This is a genomic window from Bacteroides sp. K03 (assembly GCF_019734355.1).
Lineage (GTDB): Bacteria > Bacteroidota > Bacteroidia > Bacteroidales > Bacteroidaceae > Bacteroides > Bacteroides nordii.
Genome location: NZ_JAASHC010000043.1, coordinates 1 through 22038 on the forward strand (window position 1 = coordinate 1; position 22038 = coordinate 22038).

General features: G+C 41.8%; 15 protein-coding genes and 1 CRISPR repeat array. Of the genes, 8 read left to right on the forward strand and 7 right to left on the reverse strand.

All coding sequences use genetic code 11. The features are described from left to right. Nucleotides 1-357: 357 nt before the first annotated feature. The 4 genes from cas9 (at nucleotide 358) to HCG69_RS19530 (ending at nucleotide 7789) form a co-directional block, all read left to right on the forward strand. Nucleotides 358-4893, forward strand: a complete 4536-nt coding sequence (cas9, locus tag HCG69_RS19515; RefSeq protein ID WP_221651399.1) for a type II CRISPR RNA-guided endonuclease Cas9 — start codon at nucleotides 358-360, stop codon at nucleotides 4891-4893. Nucleotides 4894-4928: 35 nt separating this feature from the next. Next, nucleotides 4929-5861, forward strand: a complete 933-nt coding sequence (gene cas1 / locus HCG69_RS19520; protein ID WP_221651400.1) for a type II CRISPR-associated endonuclease Cas1 — start codon at nucleotides 4929-4931, stop codon at nucleotides 5859-5861. Then, on the forward strand, nucleotides 5861-6193 hold the full coding sequence (gene cas2 / locus HCG69_RS19525) for a CRISPR-associated endonuclease Cas2 (RefSeq protein WP_221651401.1): 333 nt from the start codon (nucleotides 5861-5863) through the stop codon (nucleotides 6191-6193). Before cas1 ends, cas2 begins: the two co-directional genes overlap by 1 nt. Nucleotides 6194-6301: 108 nt before the next feature. Then, nucleotides 6302-7346: a CRISPR direct-repeat array (repeat unit 47 nt; unit sequence GCTGTTTCCAATGGTTCAAAGATACTAATTTGAAAGCCAATCACAAC). A gap of 215 nt (nucleotides 7347-7561) precedes the next feature. Beyond that, nucleotides 7562-7789, forward strand: coding sequence for a hypothetical protein (locus HCG69_RS19530; protein ID WP_221651402.1), 228 nt, complete (start codon nucleotides 7562-7564; stop codon nucleotides 7787-7789). A gap of 200 nt (nucleotides 7790-7989) precedes the next feature. Here HCG69_RS19530 and HCG69_RS19535 read toward each other — a convergent pair whose 3' ends face one another. From HCG69_RS19535 to cdd, 5 genes are all read right to left on the reverse strand, one after another. Beyond that, nucleotides 7990-8526 carry a GNAT family N-acetyltransferase gene (locus HCG69_RS19535; protein WP_221651403.1) on the reverse strand — a complete coding sequence of 179 codons (537 nt, stop codon included), beginning with the start codon at nucleotides 8524-8526 and terminating at the stop codon, nucleotides 7990-7992. A gap of 143 nt (nucleotides 8527-8669) precedes the next feature. Next, complete coding sequence (locus HCG69_RS19540; RefSeq protein ID WP_221651404.1) at nucleotides 8670-10046, reverse strand: FAD-dependent oxidoreductase; 1377 nt, start codon at nucleotides 10044-10046, stop codon at nucleotides 8670-8672. A gap of 65 nt (nucleotides 10047-10111) precedes the next feature. Beyond that, nucleotides 10112-10699 carry a DUF417 family protein gene (locus HCG69_RS19545; RefSeq protein WP_221651405.1) on the reverse strand — a complete coding sequence of 196 codons (588 nt, stop codon included), beginning with the start codon at nucleotides 10697-10699 and terminating at the stop codon, nucleotides 10112-10114. Nucleotides 10700-10787: 88 nt separating this feature from the next. Continuing rightward, entirely contained in the window at nucleotides 10788-11627 is an 840-nt protein-coding gene (locus HCG69_RS19550) for an AraC family transcriptional regulator (protein ID WP_221651406.1), read from the reverse strand. Beyond that, entirely contained in the window at nucleotides 11627-12109 is a 483-nt protein-coding gene (cdd, locus tag HCG69_RS19555) for a cytidine deaminase (protein ID WP_122200811.1), read from the reverse strand. Before cdd ends, HCG69_RS19550 begins: the two co-directional genes overlap by 1 nt. Before the next feature lie 335 nt (nucleotides 12110-12444). Here cdd and HCG69_RS19560 point away from each other — a divergent pair, with 335 nt between their 5' ends. The 4 genes from HCG69_RS19560 to HCG69_RS19575 all read left to right on the forward strand — a co-directional run bounded on the left by HCG69_RS19560 (nucleotide 12445) and on the right by HCG69_RS19575 (nucleotide 19561). Further along, nucleotides 12445-13305, forward strand: a complete 861-nt coding sequence (locus tag HCG69_RS19560) for a glucosaminidase domain-containing protein (protein WP_221651407.1) — start codon at nucleotides 12445-12447, stop codon at nucleotides 13303-13305. Nucleotides 13306-13463: 158 nt separating this feature from the next. Further along, a complete protein-coding gene (locus tag HCG69_RS19565) occupies nucleotides 13464-14711 on the forward strand; it encodes an efflux RND transporter periplasmic adaptor subunit (protein ID WP_221651408.1) in 1248 nt (415 codons plus the stop codon). A gap of 270 nt (nucleotides 14712-14981) precedes the next feature. Beyond that, nucleotides 14982-18041: a TonB-dependent receptor gene (locus tag HCG69_RS19570; RefSeq protein WP_221651409.1), complete on the forward strand. Its 3060-nt coding sequence runs from the start codon at nucleotides 14982-14984 to the stop codon at nucleotides 18039-18041. A gap of 32 nt (nucleotides 18042-18073) precedes the next feature. Further along, nucleotides 18074-19561 carry a RagB/SusD family nutrient uptake outer membrane protein gene (locus HCG69_RS19575; RefSeq protein WP_221651410.1) on the forward strand — a complete coding sequence of 496 codons (1488 nt, stop codon included), beginning with the start codon at nucleotides 18074-18076 and terminating at the stop codon, nucleotides 19559-19561. Nucleotides 19562-19768: 207 nt separating this feature from the next. Here the strand turns inward: HCG69_RS19575 and HCG69_RS19580 are convergent, their stop codons facing one another. After that, entirely contained in the window at nucleotides 19769-20161 is a 393-nt protein-coding gene (locus HCG69_RS19580) for a hypothetical protein (protein WP_221651411.1), read from the reverse strand. A gap of 57 nt (nucleotides 20162-20218) precedes the next feature. Continuing rightward, on the reverse strand, nucleotides 20219-21961 hold the full coding sequence (locus HCG69_RS19585; RefSeq protein ID WP_221651424.1) for a T9SS type A sorting domain-containing protein: 1743 nt from the start codon (nucleotides 21959-21961) through the stop codon (nucleotides 20219-20221). Between the last annotated feature and the right edge of the window lie 77 nt (nucleotides 21962-22038).

Here is a 22038-nt window from a genome sequence, read left to right on the forward strand (position 1 = left end):
AGGGCAGGATTAGAGTTGCTAAGAATTAAGATGGTGATGGAACATGTCTTTTTCAACTAAATTGAAGAAGAACCACTAAAATGTACACTTTTGATATGCTAAAATGTACATTCTTATAAAGCAAAATCAGGGTGTTAAAAAATGAATTAACATTATTAACGAACTACGCATTTGTAGGATGAATCAAAATAAAAGCCCCCGTAGAAGGACGAGGGCAACCTAAATGTTTTCACAACGGAATAATCCTTATTGTGACTTGCTTTCAAATTAGTGTGGCAAATATAATGAAAAAAATAATATAAAACTCTTTTTACAATAAATAATTATATATTTGTATATATTTAAATTTAATGTAGTATGAAAAAGATATTAGGACTGGACTTAGGAACAAATAGTATAGGGTGGGCTGTAATAAATAGTGTAGCAGATGAATCAGTTGAAAAGAGAAATATAGAATTGGCCGGGAGTAGGATTATTCCTATGGATGCTGCTGTATTAGGAAATTTTGATAGTGGAGTTACAAAATCTCAGACAGCGGAGCGGACTTCTTATCGAAGTATTCGCCGGTTGCGTGAGCGTCAATTATTGCGTCGTGAACGGTTGCATAAAGTATTACAGATATTAGGCTTTCTTCCCGAACATTATGTCAATGATATAGATTTTGAAAATCATCCTGGTAAAATTAAGAAAAATACAGAGCCGAAGTTACCTTGGAGGAAAAACTCTATGGGACAATTTGAATTTATATTTCAGGATTCGTTTGAAGCTATGTTAGTTGATTTTGCTACTCATCAGCCTGTATTTGTTTCCGAAGGTAAAAAGGTGCCTTATGACTGGACTCTCTATTATCTTCGCAAAAAGGCGTTGACAGAAATGATATCTAAAGAAGAGCTTGCATGGATTATTTTAAATTTTAATCAAAAGCGTGGATACTATCAGTTACGTGGAGAAGAAGAGGAAGAACAATCCAATAAGCTTGTGGAGTTTTATGCTTTGAGGGTTGTTAAGGTGGAGGCTACTGATGACAAGAAAGGAAAAGACACCTGGTATAATGTTCATTTGGAGAACGGGTGGATTTATCGTAGAACCAGTAACATCCCTTTGGACTGGGAAGGGAAAGTGAAAGAATTCATTGTGACAACAGATCTTAATGAAGATGGGACGCCCAAACTGGATAAATATGGAGAGGTGAAGCGTTCTTTCCGTGCACCGAAAGAAGATGACTGGACGTTGATAAAGAAAAAGACGGAGTCTGATATTGCAAATAGCCATAAAACGGTGGGATGTTATATCTATGATGCCTTGTTACAAAATCCGCATCAAAAAATAAAAGGTAGACTGGTGCGGACGGTCGAACGTAAATTTTATAAGGAAGAGTTGCGTTTGATTTTAGAAAAGCAGCTATCCTTCCATCCGGAGTTACAGGACCGGGATTTATACAGAGCATGTATCGACGCCTTATATGTCAGTAATGAGGCACATAAGAATAATATCTCCGGTAGAGATTTTGTTTATTTATTCATAGATGATATTATCTTTTATCAACGTCCTCTGAAAACTAAAAAGTCATTGATAGATAATTGTCCTTATGAGGAGAATCAGTATATGGATCGGGAAACAGGAGAGGTGAAGCAAGCACCCATTAAATGTATTGCAAAATCCCATCCTCTTTTTCAGGAGTTTCGTTTGTGGCAGTTTATCTCTAATATACGGATTTATCAGAGAGAAAGGGTTATGGATGATGGCAAGTTGGAAACGGATGTGGATGTGACGCCTGATTTTCTTAAAACAGAAGACGATTATACTACTTTATTTGAATGGCTCAATGATCGGAAAGAGGTAGACCAGAAAGCTTTTCTGAAAAATCCGCAATTCGGTTTGAAAAAGACTTTTACTGAATATCGCTGGAATTACGTAGAAGATAAATCATATCCGTGCAATGAAACAAGAAATGCTATATTGAATGGTTTGCAAAAAGTGGGTGTTGCTGCTGATTTCTTATCCCGGGAGGTGGAAGAAGCTTTGTGGCATATACTCTATTCGGTAGAAGATAAAATTGAGATTGAAAGTGCTTTACGGAAGTTTGCTTCTAAACATAATTTGGATGATCGTTTTGCGGATGTATTTAAGAAACTGCCTCCTTTCAAAAAAGAATATGGTGCATACTCTGCTAAAGCAATCAAGAAGCTTTTGCCACTGATGAGGATGGGGAAGTATTGGGAACTATCGAATATCGATGATAAAACGAAGGAACGGATTGATAAGATTATTACAGGTGAATGGGATGAGAATATCCATGACAGAGTGAGGGAAAAAGCTATAAAACTGTCGGATATAACAGATTTTAAGGGACTTCCGTTGTGGTTGTCTTGTTATGTTGTGTATAACAGGCATTCTGAAGCCAGGGCTATTGCTAAGTGGGAGAGTCCTGAGGATATTGACTCATATCTCCGGTTGTTCAGACAACATTCATTGCGAAACCCTATTGTAGAGCAGGTTATTACAGAAACATTGCGTACTGTCCGTGATATTTGGAAACGTGTAGGGCAGATTGATGAAATACATGTTGAACTGGGGCGTGAGATAAAGAATCCGGCTGATAAGCGGGCAAAGATGACTGCTCAAATAGTAGAAAATGAAAACACCAATTTACGTATTAAAGCTTTATTAGCGGAGTTTATCAACTCTGAGTACGAAATAGAGAACGTACGTCCATATTCGCCGGGTCAGCAGGAAATACTTAGAATCTATGAGGATACGGTGCTCAATAGTGTTGAAGAAATTCCGGAGGATATTAGTGCTGTTTTAAAGAAGTTTAGAGAGAGTGATTTAAAGAAACGTCCCACGAAATCGGAGTTTCTGCGCTATAAATTATGGCTGGAACAGAAATATCGTTCTCCTTATACTGGTGACATTATTCCATTAGGGAAGCTCTTTACGTCGGCCTATGAGATAGAGCATATTATCCCCCAATCCCGTTATTTTGATGATTCTTTTAGTAACAAGGTTATTTGCGAGGCTGAAGTGAATAAGCTGAAGAGTAATGAGCTTGGATATGAGTTTATTAAGAATCATCATGGACAATATGTAGAGATAGGTTTTGGTAAAGTAGTCCAGATTTTTTCTATAGAAGCTTATGAAAAGTTTGTGAAGGCCAATTATTCTGGTATAGGCAGTAAAATGAAGAGATTGCTAATGGATGATATACCAGAAACGTTTATAGAACGCCAGCTGAATGATAGTCGTTACATTAGTAAGGTCGTGAAAAGCTTGTTATCAAATATTGTACGTGAGAAGGACTCGAACGGAGAGTATGAGCCGGAAGCTATTTCTAAGAACGTAATAGTATGTACAGGCAGCGTTACAGATCGGCTAAAGAGGGATTGGGGAGTAAATGATGTTTGGAATTCGATTATCTATCCCCGGTTTGAACGACTAAATGAATTAACCGGAAGTCAACAATTCGGGTGTTGGGAAAATAAGGAAGGAAAGCGTGTTTTTCAAACGGCAGTACCTCTTGAAATGCAGAAAGGGTTCAGTAAAAAGCGTATTGATCATCGGCATCATGCAATGGATGCAATTGTAATTGCGTGTGCTACACGGAATCATATTAACTATTTGAGTAATGAGTCTGCAAGTAAGAAAGCAAAAATATCTCGTACTGATTTGCAACGTTTGCTGTGTACCAAATGTCGGACTGATGATAATGGCAGTTATAAGTGGATTGTAAAAAAGCCCTGGCCGGCATTTACTCAGGATATACGAAAAGCATTGGAGAATATCACTGTAAGTTTTAAGCAGAATTTGAGAGTGATAAATAAAACCACTAATTATTATGTACATTTTGATGAAAGTGGGAAGAAGGTATTGGAGAAACAGATAAATGGCGATAGTTGGGCTATACGTAAGCCGATGCATAAAGATACGGTCTTTGGTAAAGTGAATCTTCAGAAGGTGAAAGAAGTCAGGCTTAGCCTTGCTTTGGATACTCCGAAAATGATTGTTGATAAAAAATTAAAGGAAAAAGTACTTCAGCTGTATTCATATAAATATGATAAGAAAAGAATAGATAAGTATTTTAAGGAAAACGCATCTCTTTGGAAGGATTTGAACTTGTCAAAAGTGGCTGTTTATTATTTTACGAATGACTCTACTGAGCCTTTAGTAGCGGTTCGCAAACCATTGGATACAAGTTTTAATGCGAAGAAGATAAAGGAGTCTGTTACAGATACGGGTATACAAAAGATACTTCTTAATCATTTGAGTAATAATCAGGATGATCCTAACCTGGCATTTTCGCCCGATGGCATAGACAAGATGAATAGGAATCTTACTGCTTTAAATGATGGTAAATATCATCAACCTATATATAAGGTACGCGTATGTGAGCCACAAGGAAACAAATTTAGTGTTGGGACATCAGGAAATAAGACTTCTAAATATGTTGAAGCTGCCAAAGGTACAAATTTGTTCTTTGCTGTTTATCAAACAGAAGATGGTAAACGGAACTATGAGACTATCCCGTTGAATGTTGTTATTGAAAGAGAGAAGTTGGGGTGGACTCCTGTTCCCGAAAATAATAATAACGGTGATAAGTTATTGTTTTGGTTGTCACCTAATGACTTGGTTTATGTGCCTACTGCAGATGAATTGAATAATGGTATGAAGTTGGATAATATAGATAAGGGTAGAATCTATAAGATGATTTCCTGTTCCGGGCCCCAGTGTTTCTTCATTCCTCAGAATGTGTCTAATGCTATAATTCCTGTTATTGAATTGGGAGCAAATAATAAGGCGGAGAAATCATGGAATAATGAGATGATTAAGGCTGTTTGTGTACCGATTAGAGTTGATAGGTTGGGTTGTATAACAGAAATAAACAATCAAAAATAAGAAAAAGATAATGTTGGATTATAATAGATTGAGTTATGATTAAAAAAACATTATATTTTGGGAATCCTGTTTATCTTTCATTACGCAATGCCCAGCTTGTAATTAAACTTCCTGAGATTGTTAAAAATGAATCTTTACCGGACACTTTTAAGCAACAATCGGAGATAATGAAGCCTATTGAAGATATTGGAGTTGTAGTGTTGGATAATAAACAAATAACTATAACATCCGGAGTTTTGGAGGCGTTGCTTGAAAATAATAGTGCTGTGATAACGTGCGATAGTAGAAGTATGCCTGTTGGTTTGATGCTTCCATTGTATGGCAACACTACTCAGAATGAACGCTTTCGCTATCAATTGGATACTTCGGTTCCGTTGAAAAAACAACTTTGGCAACAAACCATAAAAATGAAGATTAATAATCAAGCTTCAGTATTGCAGGCATGTAAAAGTGTAGAGGTAAAGTGTATGCATGTGTGGGCAGATAATGTGAAAAGTGGAGATCCAGAGAATCTTGAAGCACGTGCTGCAGCATACTATTGGAAAGGTATGTTTGCAGATATTGATGGTTTTACAAGAGAGCGTGAAGGAGTCCCACCTAATAATTTACTGAATTATGGTTATGCTATTCTGCGGGCAGTTGTTGCACGTGCATTGGTTATAAGTGGGCTTTTACCAACTTTAGGCATTCATCATCATAATCGTTATAATGCCTATTGTTTGGCCGATGATATAATGGAGCCTTATCGTCCTTATGTGGATGAGTTGGTTTTTGGTATTGTACATAATGGAGCTAATTATGGTGAGTTAAGTAAAGAATTGAAGGTTCAGTTGTTGGAAATTCCAACGTTGGAGGTAAAAATAGGTGGTAAAAGAAGCCCGTTAATGGTAGCTGTTTCGCAGACTACTGCCTCACTTTATAAATGTTTTAGTGGGGAGCTTCGCCATATCATCTATCCGGAGAGGTAATGGATCGTTTTAGTGAATATCGCATTATGTGGGTACTGGTACTTTTTGATTTACCGACTGAAACAAAGAAAGATAAAAGGGCCTATGCGGATTTCAGAAAAAATCTGCAAAAGGACGGGTTTACTATGTTTCAGTTTTCTATTTATGTGCGTCATTGTGCCAGTAGTGAAAATGCTGATGTTCACATAAAAAGGGTTAAGTCTTTTCTTCCGGAACATGGTCAGGTGGGAATATTATGTATAACCGATAAACAATTTGGAAATATAGAACTGTTTTATGGAAAGAAGATACAGGGAGTTAATACTCCCGGACAGCAGTTGGAACTATTTTAAAATAAAAAATCCCATAGAAATATGGGATTTTCTTTTGGAAACAGTCTCTTTTTTTATTTTCTGTGATCAGATGTAACTGGTTGGTATTCAGTGAATAGTAGAGATTGTGCTGTTTCCAATGGTTCAAAGATACTAATTTGAAAGCCAATCACAACTCTTCGTTGATTACTTTGATATCGCTAATTGCTGTTTCCAATGGTTCAAAGATACTAATTTGAAAGCCAATCACAACACTACTTGCACAATTAATAGCTCCACTAAAGCTGTTTCCAATGGTTCAAAGATACTAATTTGAAAGCCAATCACAACGCATCAGACATATATTCTGTTTGCTTACGTGCTGTTTCCAATGGTTCAAAGATACTAATTTGAAAGCCAATCACAACAAGCATGGGTGTCTGGCTATAAAGCAGCCTGCTGTTTCCAATGGTTCAAAGATACTAATTTGAAAGCCAATCACAACAAAACATTTCAAGAAGCGGCAAAATCAATAGCTGTTTCCAATGGTTCAAAGATACTAATTTGAAAGCCAATCACAACTGTACTGTGTACGGTTACCGCAAAATGGTGCTGTTTCCAATGGTTCAAAGATACTAATTTGAAAGCCAATCACAACTATAAATCTTATACGTAATATAAATCTCGCGCTGTTTCCAATGGTTCAAAGATACTAATTTGAAAGCCAATCACAACTCCTCTTCACTGTTTCAGCAATCTCCTTCTGCTGTTTCCAATGGTTCAAAGATACTAATTTGAAAGCCAATCACAACTATCGTCTCCCTCACCATACGTAGCAGAAAGCTGTTTCCAATGGTTCAAAGATACTAATTTGAAAGCCAATCACAACGTAGTCGTATTGATATCCCATTTTAAGTAGCTGTTTCCAATGGTTCAAAGATACTAATTTGAAAGCCAATCACAACGAATCTATCACACTCCTCTAATGTACAATAGCTGTTTCCAATGGTTCAAAGATACTAATTTGAAAGCCAATCACAACCTCACTTAAAACGAACTTATTAGGACTCGCGCTGTTTCCAATGGTTCAAAGATACTAATTTGAAAGCCAATCACAACGATTATTGCTAACGGAACATTGCAGATAGGCTGTTTCCAATGGTTCAAAGATACTAATTTGAAAGCCAATCACAACGCTTCGTCTATTGACATTTGTAGCCAAAGGGCTGTTTCCAATGCTTCAAAGATACTAATTAAAAATAAACCTATGGCCGAATGGTATATTATTGATTGTTTTTTGTAGTGATAATGTTAATATTGATTGAGTTTACAATGATAGATCAATTATACCTCTATTAATTTCTATTATTCCTATTATCATGTTATATTTGTAAATCAAATAAGAAACGCATGCTAATACCTATCATTATAATTTTTATTGCTGTTGCCATTATTTATCCATTTGTAAGATGGAATCATAAGTATGGTGGTTCTTCAGATTGTGCACCTTATCAGTTGGTGGACGAAGAGGAAGACGTAAAAATTACTATTAATGGGACTATTACTTTTAAAATAGAAGAGAAACCTTTAACGCCCTCACAGAAAAAGAAGAGAAGAATGAACTCTTCAAAGAAGTAGTTTTTACTCTTAGCCTTTAGAATATCAGCTAATTATATCTATTATTATGAAGAGTATGGATAGCACAAATAATGCAGCTAACATCTTGTAAATCAATGCTTATAAAAGTACGTACTTTTAGGGTATAAGAGTACGTATTTAAGTCGCTGTTAATTACCTATTTAACTCATATTTAAATACGTACTTTTGCGAGGTAAGGATTATAAGAGCTTTTCGTATGCCATCCTAACTCCCCTGCCATATATTATTTCCCCACAATATACAAAGCCAAGCCGTTCTAACATCTTATGCATGTAGAAGTTATCAAAATTGGTATCTACCTTGAAACTATAGATTCCTTTCCCGCGACTAAATTCTTCTACTTTTTGCATGAACAGAGTAGCTATGCCCTTTTGCTTCATTTCATTGGCCACAGCCAGGCGATGAACTACTACATAAGGCTGTTCACTTAACCATTTACCTTCGATGGCTTCATAGGTCGGTTCGCCATCAAAAGAGACTGCACCATAGGCTATTATGACACCCTCGTTACATAATACGCAGGCATAACCGTTCCGAATGTCACTGGTTATATTTTCGGGTAGGGGATAGGTTTCGTCCCATTGTTGCTTTTGTTGCCGAAGCATTTGTTCTTTGGCTTGCAGGATGATTTCCCATATTCTGGCTGCATCATCGGTGGTGGCTTTTCGAAAAGTAAATGGCATAATCTTTGATTGATAAGTTTGATTTTCTTTCATTTTGAGTTTTACTCTTTATGGGCAATGTTGTTACAAAAGTAAGAAAAATATAGCACTCCCCTGGTTGTTAAGATAAAAATAACGCCTGTTTTACTTTAATTTCTAACAGGCGTTACTTGAAATAAAAATCAGAACTATCTATTTCAATCAAATGTGAATAACTGGTTTAATACTTCACTCATACTTGGGTGTGTGAAAATAAAGTCTCGTAAGAAGCTGTAATGCTGTCCGGTTTTCATTGCCATATTGACAATGTTTATAATTTCTGATGCTTCGGCACAGAACAGGGTACATCCCATGATTTTTCCGGTATGTGTATCAATAATAGCTTTCAGCATGCCGTCTGTTTGTTGCAAAGTACGGGCACGTGCTACAGCTGTGGCCGGTAAGCGGGATACTTTGAAGGAATATCCTCTCTTGATAGCTTCATCTTCCGTCAAACCGACATGGGCAAGTGGCGGGTCAATAAATACGGAGTAAGCTATCGGATCACGGTCTTCGGTGGTGCGCTCTTTATCACCAAACAGTTTATTGCGGATAATCCTGAAATCATCCAGAGATACATAAGTAAACTGCGGTCCTCCCTTTACATCGCCCATTGCCCAGATGTGTGGAGTAGTAGTGTGCAGGTGTACATCCGTAATAATAGCACCGTGTGCATCTACTTTTACGCCTGCTGCTTGTAAGTTCAGGCCCTCTATCATTGGTTTTCGGCCTGTAGCCAGTAGGATAGCATCGCCTTCAACAAAGCAAGGGACGTCATCAGCGGTGTTTGTATATGTCAGAGTCACCCCATCTGCTGTATCATGTATGGACTGTGCACGGGCATTCAGACGAATTTCTACTCCCTTCTTTTCAAGTACCTTACGTACACTGTCTGCTATATCACGGTCTTCACGCGGAATGAACGCACTTCCTCCTTCAAGTATGGTTACCTTACTTCCGAACTCTGCATACATGGAAGCAAATTCCAGTCCGATGTATCCGCCGCCTACAATAATAAGGTGGCGTGGGAGTATGTCCAGATCCAGTAGGTTGGTACTGGTATACACGTGCTTGCTTTCTTTAACTCCATCGATGGCAGGGATAATGCTTGTAGCTCCGGTGTTAATGAAAATTTCTTTACCCTGAAGTTCTATCTCTTCGTCTGGAAGAACAACTTTCACCGTGTTGGGTGAAGTGAATGAAGCCATTCCCGTATAGATTGTAACATTGGGCCGACCATCCAGATCGCTGAAGTTCTTTTCTCGGAGAAAAGAGGTCAGTTCATTTTTACGGGTAATAGCCTGTTTATAAAAGTCACTTTGTTGCTTATAGTCTTCCTTGTACATCAGTCCGGATATCCCGGCCTCATGTACCAATGCTTTGGTAGGGATACAGGCTATGTTGATACATGTACCTCCATACATTTTATCAGACCGTTCGATGAGGGCGACTTTCCAGCCACGATTGGATAATTCGGCAGCCAATGTTTTTCCACCTTTGCCGAAACCTATGATAATAGCATCATATTGTTTCATATCTATATTCTTTTAAAGGGTTATTCTGTAGGTTTATAACATCCGAAGCGGGAGATTTGTTTCAGTTACCGGGTAGTAGCTGTCAAAGATTTCAATACCCGTTGCGAGGAGTCGGAAAGTAATACTACTGCGCCAGCCAGGATTACGATGTCTTTAATAACCAGTCTTCCGGCACCCGAGAGCAAGGGGAACCCATATTCGCCACTTCCTAAGTTGGGTACCCATACTTCGGGGGTAGTGACAAGAAAAGATAATGTGCCGAGTGTCATGATGATGGCGAGTGCATCTCCTATGATGCCAACTTTAGGGAAGAAGATACCGAGAAAAACCAGGATACCGATACTCATAATGAGCGCACCCAGTCCGTAAGAGAATGTGTATGTATTATTGGCTTCGTGCCATTCGCGGTTTTCGGGTACATATGCACCTTCGGCGTTTTTATGTTCTTTGTATTCCGGAGTTCCCTTAGCGTAGAAGAAACTCATAAACGGACTGTTTGCCACGAAAGGTACGATGCCATCTGCCTCGTAGTGAAAATATTTCAATCCGCCAATCCAGACGAATACAACCAGAATGGCTACACGGATAAATTTGATACCGAAACTTTTAAGACCGGAGGTGAAGGTCAGAAGAGTGATTAATTTTTCTTTCATTGCTATAACTTTTTATGGGTTTAACTTATAAACGCAAAGGTCGGGGTTTTCCCATTTGCCGGAAATAGCAATTTAGCTTTATCGCTTGTCAATTTTTCCCTTCGGATGAATTTCGGAATTGTACAGTACTTTGTCCGGTCATGTTCTTGAAAAAACGGCTGAAAGAGGACTGGTCTTCAAATCCCAACAGGTCGGCTATTTCTTTAGAACTTTTATTGCTGTATAGTAATAATCGCTTGGCTTCGGCTTCCACACGCTCATGAATGACGCGCAATGGGGAGGGGAGTTTGCAGGCTGAAAAAATATTTGATAATGTTTTAGGAGATTTATGCAGCATATCGGCATAGTCCTGTACTTGTTTTTTCTCCCGGTAATGTGTATCTACCAGAATAAAGAACTGACGAATAATTTCAAAACTGTATTCCTTTTCCTGTGTGATGTTCAGGCGCCGGCGTGCGATACGGGTAGACTGGATTATGAAGCGTTTGAGCTGGATGCGGAGCATCTCTTCCTGTAAATTGTCCGATACGGAGAATTCTTTGCTGAGTGTATCGGCAATGTCGTTCAACAGTTTCTGTTCGGCATCATCCAATACGAACCGGATCACATGTGATGAACCATTGAAGAGGAAACCGCTGCACGATACTTCGTGGTCGTTGCCATAAATACAATAGAAATTACTATTGAACAGTAGTGTCAGGTAGTCTCCGTCAATGGATTTGAATTCCAGATGTTGCAGGTTGGACAGAGAGATAACTTCATTCGGCACAAGTATTACCTCCTGATGATCTATTTCCAGCGTAATACTGCCATTTCGTACCCAGATAAATTTATAAAGGCTCTTTTCCTTTTGCAAGGCTTTGTCTGTATGGTAAGAATCGGTAAGGACGAGCTTTCCTTTTAGTTTGGTATTATATTGTTGTATCATTATTCTTTCATGGCTGAGGCGTCAAATGAGAGCGGTAACAGATCGCAAATACTTTTCACCTCATAAATTTCTTTCTTTCCGTAGAGCAGAATGCGGATGGGCTGTTTGTAGCGTTTCTCCGTTTCGAGTATTACCTGGCGACAAGCACCGCAAGGGGGAATAGGGAGATCGATGAAGTCCTTTTCCGTACGGGCAGCGATGGCAAGGGTCAGCACCGGTTGATCGGGATACTGAGAGTTGGCATAGAACAAGGTAGTGCGTTCTGCACATAAACCAGACGGATAAGCGGCATTTTCCTGATTGGTTCCGGTTACCACAATTCCGTTGGCAAGCAAGGCGGCAGCTCCTACTGAGAATTTCGAATAGGGAGCGTAACTACGCGTAGTTGCCTCCATTGCACTTGTCATCAGATCCTGGTCCGTTTTATTAAGTTCATCAAATGTGTATACTTTGATAATGCTGGTAATCGTCAGGTCTTTCATCTTTATCAAGGGTTTTTGTTCTACAATTAATGTTACAAAGTTAGGAAAGAGATTGATAATCCCAATTATTTTTATGATTTTTGTGGCATTTAACTCACATTTGGACAATAATGAATCAAACTCACCACAGAGTACCACTGAGTCTCACAGAGCTTTCTTTATCAGATGAAACGCGGATAAACGCAGATAAACGCAGATTAAAATACTGTTGTTCTTTATCTTATCCTTGTTTTTCTTTGCGAAAATCTGCGTTCATCTGCGTTTCAATTAATCATCTCTTGGTGCACCTCCCTGTGCGGGAAACACTTAGACTTGTCGTAATAACCCTTGCACTTATGCTTTCTGTGGGTGCACAGGCTCAGCGCAAAAATTCCCGTTATGTAGATTATATTGATAAGTATAAAGATCTTGCTATAGAGCAGATGAAAGAGCATAAGATTCCCGCCAGTATTACGCTGGCACAAGGATTGCTTGAAAGTGGTGCCGGAATGAGTGAACTGGCCCGTAAGAGTAACAATCATTTTGGTATCAAGTGCGGGGGAAGCTGGAAGGGACGTACGGTGCGGCATGATGATGATGCCCGTCAGGAGTGTTTCCGGGCTTATAAAAATCCAAGAGACTCTTATGAGGATCATTCTACGTTTCTGACTCGTGGGGCACGCTATGCTTTTCTGTTCAAGCTCAATATTACCGATTATAAAGGATGGGCACGTGGTTTGAAAAAGGCAGGGTATGCCACAGATCCTTCCTATGCCAACCGTTTGATTACTATTATAGAGGATTATGATTTGTATAAGTACGATTCCAAAGGTATTTATTCGGAACGTAAGTTGCGTAAACATCCGTGGTTGTTGAACCCGCATCCGGTGTATATAGCCAATGACATTGCTTATGTGGTTGCCCGTAACGGAGATACTTTCAAAGAACTGGGTGATGAGTTCGATATCAGTTGGAAGAAGTTGGTGAAGTATAATGACCTGCAACGCGACTATACTCTGACGCAGGGTGACATCATCTATCTGAAAGCAAAGAAGAAGAAAGCTCCCAAGCAATATAATGTGTATATTGTGAAAGATGGTGATTCTATGCATACCATTTCTCAGAAATATGGTATCCGACTGAAGAATCTTTATAAGATGAACCGTAAAGACGGTGATTATATCCCGGAAGTGGGAGATCGTTTACGGTTGAGATAACCTGAGTGTTTGTAACATTTCATTTGCTAAATTCGTACAGGGTGTTCGTTTTCGGACACCCTTCTTTTTTGTCTTGTTCCTTGTTTTCAGCACTTTAGTACTTTGGCACAGATTTAGTATCTCCAATCGTAAATCGCTAAATCGTAAATAGAAATAAGATGGACAGAGAAATTCCGAAAGAAGTACGTAACAAAGAACGTAATAAAAAGATTATTCGCTATTCAGCCATTGGGGTTACGGCCGTTGTGGTTATCAGTGTACTTGTTTCCCTGATGCGTACAGGGGTTCAGAAAAAGGATCTTGTACTTTCTACTGTTGACAAAGGTACAATTGAGGTCAGCGTCAGTGCATCGGGAAAGGTGGCACCGGCTTTTGAAGAAATTATAACTTCTCCTATCAATAGTCGCATTGTAGAGGTTTATCGCCGGGGGGGAGACAGTGTAGATGTCGGTACTCCTATTTTGAAACTGGACCTTCAAAGTACTGAGACGGAATACAAGAAATTGCTCGACGAAGAGCAAATGCGCCGTTACAAACTGGATCAGCTTCGTGTGAACAACCAGACCAAACTTTCTGACATGGCCATGCAGATAAAGGTGTCGGCTATGAAGCTGAACCGTATGAAGGTGGAGCTTCGCAACGAACATTACCTGGATAGCCTTGGTGCAGGTACTACCGATAAAGTACGCCAGGCGGAACTGAGCTATAATGTAGCCCAGTTAGAGTATGAACAACTCAAACAACAATATAATAATGAGAAACAGGTTGCTGCTGCCGAACTACAGGTACAGGAGCTCGATTTCAACATTTTCCGTAAGAACCTTGCCGAGATGAAGCGTACATTGGACGATGCACAGATTCGTTCTCCGCGCAAGGCTATTCTTACTTATATTAATAATCAGGTGGGTGCGCAGGTACCGCAAGGCGGGCAATTGGCTATTATTTCCGATTTGAGTCACTTCAAAGTGGAAGGTGAAATTGCCGATACTTACGGTGACCGTGTGGCTGCCGGCGGAAAAGCAATTGTGAAGATTGGTACGGAAAAGCTGGAAGGAGTGGTTAGCAGTGTGACACCGCTGTCAAAGAACGGGGTTATCTCTTTCTCCGTACAATTGGTGGATGATAACAACCGTCGTTTGCGTTCAGGTCTGAAAACAGATGTGTATGTGATGAATGCTGTGAAAGAAGATGTGATGCGGATTGCCAATGCTTCTTATTATGTGGGGCGTGGCGAGTATGAATTATTTGTAATGACTGCAGAGGATGAGATTGTGAAACGGAAAGTACAGTTGGGCGATTCCAACTTTGAATATGCAGAAGTAATAAGTGGTTTGCAACCGGGCGACAGGGTAGTGGTGAGCGATATGAGCCAATATAAGAACAAAACAAAACTAAAACTAAAATAGTGCTTCCCGCACGGGGAAGTACGGCAGGCGATGTTCGCTATCTTTAGATAGTATTGAATTATTAGCCTTTTGCAGAACAGGCTGTAGAATTATTCCACAAATATGTGGACCAATTCTACAGCCCTTTTTTCATTTCTTAGCTTTCCTTGGATAATTAATGTTTTTATTTACTGCTGTTTAGAATTAATTTGTTTCCTCGGCATCTTTAAGGTACAGTTATTGGGGTATATAAGTATAAATAGGTATTTGTAGATTTAAAATAATTAACCAATGAGAAACTTTAAAGTAGTATTGTTTGTGTTGGGTTGCCTGTGTGCAATACATGTTCAGGCACAGCAATTGGAAATAAAAGGTGTAGTGACATCATCAGACGACAAACAGCCACTTATCGGAGCTACCGTTTCTGTAAAAGGAGCACCGGGCCGGGGAGTAGTGACAGATATGGATGGTCGTTATACCTTGCATGTGGAGGCATCGGATAAATTCCTGGTTGTTTCCTATGTCGGGATGAAAACGGTTGAGGTGAAAGTGCCGAAGAACGGCGTTTTAAATGTGATGTTGCGCCCCGAATCACTGAGCTTGGATGAGGTAGTAGTGACCGGATACGGAAACTTTTCAAAGTCATCCTTTACCGGATCGGCCAATACGCTTCGGGCCGATATGCTGAAAAACGTGCCGGTACTCTCTGTTGAACAGAAGTTGCAGGGTATGACAACGGGAGTGAACATCACTTCCGGTTCCGGTCAGCCAGGAGCCAACCAGAGTATCCGTATCCGTGGTATGGGTTCGTTCAATGCATCCAATGAACCTCTTTTTGTCATTGATGGCGTACCGGTTACTTCCGGTAGTATGGGAGCCGGTACGGGTGCCGACGCTGCTTATATGAACAATGCTAAAACCAATGTGATGAGTACGCTTAATCCTGCTGATATTGAGAATATCACAGTGATAAAAGATGCCGCCGCCGCTTCTCTTTATGGTTCGCGTGCTGCCAATGGAGTAATCCTGATTACTACCAAGAAAGGAGCAGTAGGACGTACTAAAGTTACTTTGAGTGCCAGCGGAGGTTTTTCGAATGCAGCTGTCAACTTCCGTCCTACATTGAACGGGGATCAGCGCCGCGAAATGATTTACGAAGGTCTGTACAACTCTGCCGTAGACAAAGGACTGGAATCTCCCGTGGAGTATGCCAACGCCAATATTGATACGTATGCAGGGATACCGGAACTGGGATATACCGACTGGCGGAAAGAACTGATGCGTACCGCTCATAATCAGAATTATGAAGTATCTGCTTCGGGAGGTAACGAGCGTACTACTTTCTACGCTTCCCTCGGTTTCAACCGTCAGGAAGGATTGGTAGAGAACTCCGGCCTGGACCGTTATTCTGCCCGTCTGAACATGACACAGAAAATAGGTAGCCGTGCCGAAATAGGGGGGAATATGATGTTCACCCAGATGAGTCAGGAGATGAATGAAGAACGTGGTTCTAACATTAATCCATTTCTTTGTGTGGCTGTGTCTGCCACGCCTTCTATGCCGGTGCGCGATGCTTCGGGCAATTATGTGGGCTCTTATGCCGGCACCAATGTGAATCCGCTTCGCGACATCCGTACCGATTATAACCGTAGCCGTATGACGCGTATGTTCTCTACCGGATATGCTTCCGTAGATATTATCAAGGGATTGAAGCTGAAAGAGACGCTGAGTTATGATTATACCGTGCAGAAAGATTCACGTTATCTGAATCCTCTTAGCGGAGCAGGCCCCAAGAGCGGAAGCGATGCCCAGACTTCAAAGGGATTTACCGAATATGGTAAGCTATTGTCATCTACTTCGCTCAACTATGCCCGTACATTTGCCGCCAAGCACCATCTTGATGTATTGGCTGCTTATGAACTGGAAAGCTATCAGAGTGATAAGGCGATGGGAGAGAAAGCCAAGCTCCCTTCGGATGTGTTGCTCGAACCGGATAATGCGGCTGTGCTGAAAAGTTTCGCTTCTTCTACGCAGGCATACAGGATGATTTCTTACCTTTCCCGTCTGAATTATGATTATGACGACCGTTACTACATTGCAGGCAGTTACCGTCGTGACGGTAGTTCCCGTCTTGCTCCCGAAAGCCGGTGGGGTGATTTCTGGTCTGTTTCCGGTATGTGGCATCTGAGCAACGAGTCTTTTATGGACGCTGTGAAGCCGGTATTGAATGATGTGAAAATCCGTGCTTCCTATGGTGTCAACGGTAATCAGCCGGGAGCTTTTTACGGATATATGGGGTTGTACAGTTACGGACAGAACTATATGGGAGCCGCAGGTTCGTATGAATCTGCTCAGGCCAATCCCGGTTTGAAGTGGGAAAAGAATTACAATCTCAATATCGGTCTCGACTTAGCTTTTATCAACCGTATCTTTGTGAGCCTCGAATATTACAACCGCGATACCAAAGATCTGCTTTACAATCGACCTATCAGTGCTACTACCGGTTTCCTGAATTACCTGGCAAATATCGGGCAGCTCAACAACAAGGGAGTGGAATTTGAACTGCGTACCATCAACTTTGCCAGTCCGGACTTTAACTGGACGTCGGTGTTGAACCTGACGCACAACCGTAATAAGATTGTAACGCTGGATGGAGATATGACGCAGTCTATCGAAGGTTCCTGGTTTATCCATAAGATCGGCCTTCCTTACAATAGTTTCTACGTGAAAGAGTTTGCCGGAGTAGATCCGATGACCGGAAAAGCCCTCTACTATCTCAATACGCAGGATGAACAGGGGATTTACAGTAAAGAAAAGACCGATGATGCTTCTAAGGCACAAGCCATTCCGTATAAGTCTGCCGATCCGAAGATTTCGGGAGGTTTTACTAACATCATCTCTTACAAATGGTTCGACCTGGGACTTACCTTTACCTATTCATTAGGTGGTTATTCCTTTGACAAAGCAGGTACGATGATAGAGACTGACGGTAGCAAAGAAAAGTCATACAATCTGCCTGTATATGCCTTAGACCGCTGGCAGAAACCGGGAGATGTAACCGACGTACCCCGTTTTGTATTGGAACAAGGTGCCGGTCCGCAAAACTCTTCCCGCTATATTCACAGTACCGATCATATCCGCCTCAAGAACCTGACAATCGGTTTCACACTACCGGGACAGTGGACACAGAAAGCGCTGATAGAGAATGCACGTATCTACTTCTCGGGCAGCAACCTGCTGACGTGGGCCAAATGGAAACAATATGATCCGGAAGTACCGGTCAACGGTGAGGTGTTCTGTGAAGCTCCCGCCATGCGTACCTTCAATTTTGGGGTTGAGATAACTTTTTGATTTTACTCATTTATATTATAATACTCAGATATATGAAACGTACATTGATATATATATTTGCTGCCACATCGCTTCTTTGTTCTTCCTGCTCAGGTGACTGGCTGAACCTGAATCCGTCTACTTCTGTGACTACTCCGGAGGCTATCCGTACACTCGAAGAGGCACAAATAGCCTTGAACGGTATCTATCGTATTGCTGCTTCGCACAGTTACTATGGTGATAATTACCTCTATTATGCCGATTGTCGTGGCGAAGATGTTCAGGCACGTATCAGCAAAGGAGCCGGAAAGCGTGTATCGCCTTATTATGAATTTAACGTTACGGCAGATGATGCCTTGAACATCACGCGTGTATGGAATCAGCCTTACAGTGTGATTCACCAGGTAAATAGTCTGTTGGAAAGAATTGAATCCGGTGCAGTGGCGACGGATGATGTCACTGCCCTCAACTGTATCAAAGCCGAGGCGCTTGCCTTGCGCGGACTGGCTTTGTTCGATCTTACCCGCCTGTTTGCTATGCCCTATACATTGGACAACGGTGCTTCTTTAGGAGTACCTATCGAGATTAAAACGACACTGCCTACCCATCAGCCTGCCCGCAACACCGTAGCCGAGTGCTATCAGCAGGTGATAGACGATATGACGGGGGCACTGGATCTTTCGGCCCTCTCTACTGACAAGAAGGACGGGTATCTCAATGTGTGGAGTGTCAAAGCATTGCTTTCGCGCGTGTATCTTTATATGAATAATAATGAGCAGGCACTCGCACTGGCCAAAGAAGTGATAGATAACGGAGGGCTTTATAAACTGTTCACACACGAAGAATATCCCACCGTGTGGGGAAAAGACTTCAGTTCTGAGTCGCTGTTTGAGTTTTACTATACCCTTTCCGAACCGGATGGCGGAACGGGAGGTGAGGGTGCTCCGATGGTGTATGCCGATAATGTGAAGGATTGGAATAACCTTGTACTCACCAAAGCCTTCCTCGATCTGTTGGGAGAAGACCCGGATGATGTGCGCCACGTGTTGAATCGCTTGCCCGAAAAACCGGCGGAAGATATACTGCCCGAAGGTTCTGCCGGCTATCCTAAGTATCTGAATAAGTATCCCGGCAAGACGGGGGATAATCCGCAGGACAATGACATCTGCATTGTCCGTCTCTCCGAAGTGTATCTGAATGCTGCCGAAGCTGCCTTTAAGCTGGGTGGGGCAGAAAACCTGAAATTCTCTCTGGATTGCCTCAATGCCATTGTGAGCCGTGCCAATCCGGTGAAGTCGGTGAAAGAATCAGAACTTAGCCTGGAACGTATCCTGAAAGAGCGTCGCAAGGAATTGGTAGGAGAGGGGCATGCTTTCTTTGATGCCATGCGAAATGGTTTGCCGGTGAATCGTACCGGTGGCTGGCATTTACCTTCCGTATCCGGGGCTGCGGTTATTACTCCGTCTGATCTGCGGGTAGCATTGCCTATTCCGCAAGCAGAGATAGATGCCAATCCGAATATGGTACAGAACCCACGTTAAGTGCTTTCTGCATGGGGAGGTAGATGGTTATGGAGTTAGATGGTTATAGAGTTGTAAGGTTATAAAGTGGTGGGGGAGAAGGTTATCTGGTGGAAGTAAAAAGAGAAAGAGAAAGATAGAGATGAAGACTTTTTGGAAGCAAAAGGATAGGAATATCTGAAATCGGCTAACTAAACTTTTTGTTGAAACCCTCCATCTGAGAATACTTTACATGAAAACGCTGCATGAATATGCAGATAAATGGGCTTTTCCGGTAGAATATACGCATATTCTTACCGGAAAAGCCTGCTTTTGTTGGTGAGAAATGATCTGTCCGGCACCGGGGAGCAGTGTGCGCGGCTCCGGGGAGCAACATGTTCGGCTCCGGGGAGTGATTTGCCCGGCTCCGGGGAGGGCTTCGGAAGCTCCTTTGATGTGCTTATTTGACTTATTAGGCAGCTGGAAATGACCGTGGAGAAAATAGCATAATGAACTATTCTTTATCTGCTTTTGATCATAAGGATCGTTGCGGAGAAGATTGTGTTTTGTGCTGATGCAAAAAATAATCAAATGCAAACTCTTTGCATTCTCCTGATGCGCCTGTAATGTCTTTAATTCCACCAACCGGGAGTTGGTTCCGCTATGGCGTTATAAAAAGGGTATAGAAAATACAATTTGTCAATCTGTCAGAATCAGAATCTTCTTCACGCTTGTAGTATGGGCAGTTGCCGTCCGGACAATGTAATTTCCCGAAGGCAGACTGAATGACGTTTCCGCAGTATTTACCGTTATTTGGCGGATCTTTACACCGCTATATGTATATACTTCTATACTGCTCTTTCCTGAAAGTCCGTTTACAATTACAGTATTGCCCGATGCATATACTGTAATTGCATCTTCAGACTCCTTTCCGATACCGGTTCCACTTCCATCAGCGTTTTGCTTCTCTGTGATATCGGCTACAAGGCTGTTGAGGTATACCTCCAAATTGGTGTATCCTTCCTGACTCAAAGTCGTTGCTTTTCCGTCGGTGGCATTGTTCGGGTTGAGACCGTTGGCTATCTCCCATACATCGGGGATACCGTCACCATCCGTATCTTTCAGTTGGTCGGTGGTAACTCCCCCCTTACTTAGCTCCGGCCAGGGACTGGAAGCTCCTGTGGGCATTACATCGGTGGGCAGATCGATAAGACCGGGCTTTTTGGCAGCATCATCGGATACGCTGCCTTGATAAGTCGCCGTTCCGGTTTCTGTTTCTTTCACGATGCGTTCGTCTATAATATCTCTTTCTTTGGAGCAACCGGCATAGAGCAATACTTGTTTGAATGCCTGTTCGGCGGTATGGGTAGTGATGACATCGGTTTCAAGCGGAGTATCCAGTTTCATTTCGGCCTTTACCTGATCATTGAAGGTGTTGTCGCACTCTTTATTATTGATCTGTTCATAGATACCTTTTGTCCAGTTGTCGGCAGTGACGGCCGCATTGCCCTCTATCACATTGCCGTCTACGTAGAACTGTCCCCATACATGTTCCATTGGCTTCCATGCATTAGGAGTGCCGTCGGCATTGGTACAGTATGCCGTAGTTCTTACGCCGATCTTGGCAATACGGTAACGTACTGCACTCTGAGGGGTTGCGGGACCTGGTTTGTAGTAGTTGTTTACGATGTTTACTTTCATACCTTCACCACCATAACATCCATTGCCTGCCCAGTTGTAGAATACATTGTTGCGCAGGTCCATATATTCCCGTTCCTGTGTTCCCGGACGCGGGCCAAGGCGGGGTACGCGGCTTTCGTGGTGAGCCATCAGGTTGTGATGATAAGATGCATGGGCACCTCCCCAGTTACCGCCATACCCGTGTTTCCCTTTGCTGTGTCCGGAAGTGCGCAGGCTTTCGGAGATAAGACACCATTGTACCGTTGTGTTTTCAGAACCATATACGGACAGGCATTCGTCAATAGACCAGCTGACCGAACAGTGGTCTACAATGATATTCTTTTTATCCATACCTCCCAGACCATCCGGTTCTCCACCGGTAGCTATGCTTGCTGTTCCTACCCGGAAACGCAGGTAACGGAGAATGACATCGTTGGCCGAGATGATAACCGGATAATCCGCCAGGCAGATTCCTTGTCCCGGAGCACTCTGTCCGGCAATGGTAATATTGTCATTGGAGATTTTCAGATCACTCTTCAGGTAGATGGTTCCGGCTACATCGAAGACAATGGTGCGTGCCCCTTTCTGCTTTACAGCGTAGCGCAAGGTACCTTTGGCCTCACTGTCCTCAAGAGTGGTTACATGATAGACGTTTCCTCCCCGTCCGCCTGTTGTGTAGCGGCCATGCCCTTCGGCACCGGGAAAAGCAGGAAGCTGTTGTGCAACCAGCCGGGTAGAGACTGGCAGGCATGTTAACAGCATCAGAAGATAGATTACTTTACAGGTTTTCATTTTAATATCTATTGAGTAAGCAAGAGTCTGTTTCAACTTTAGTCCAT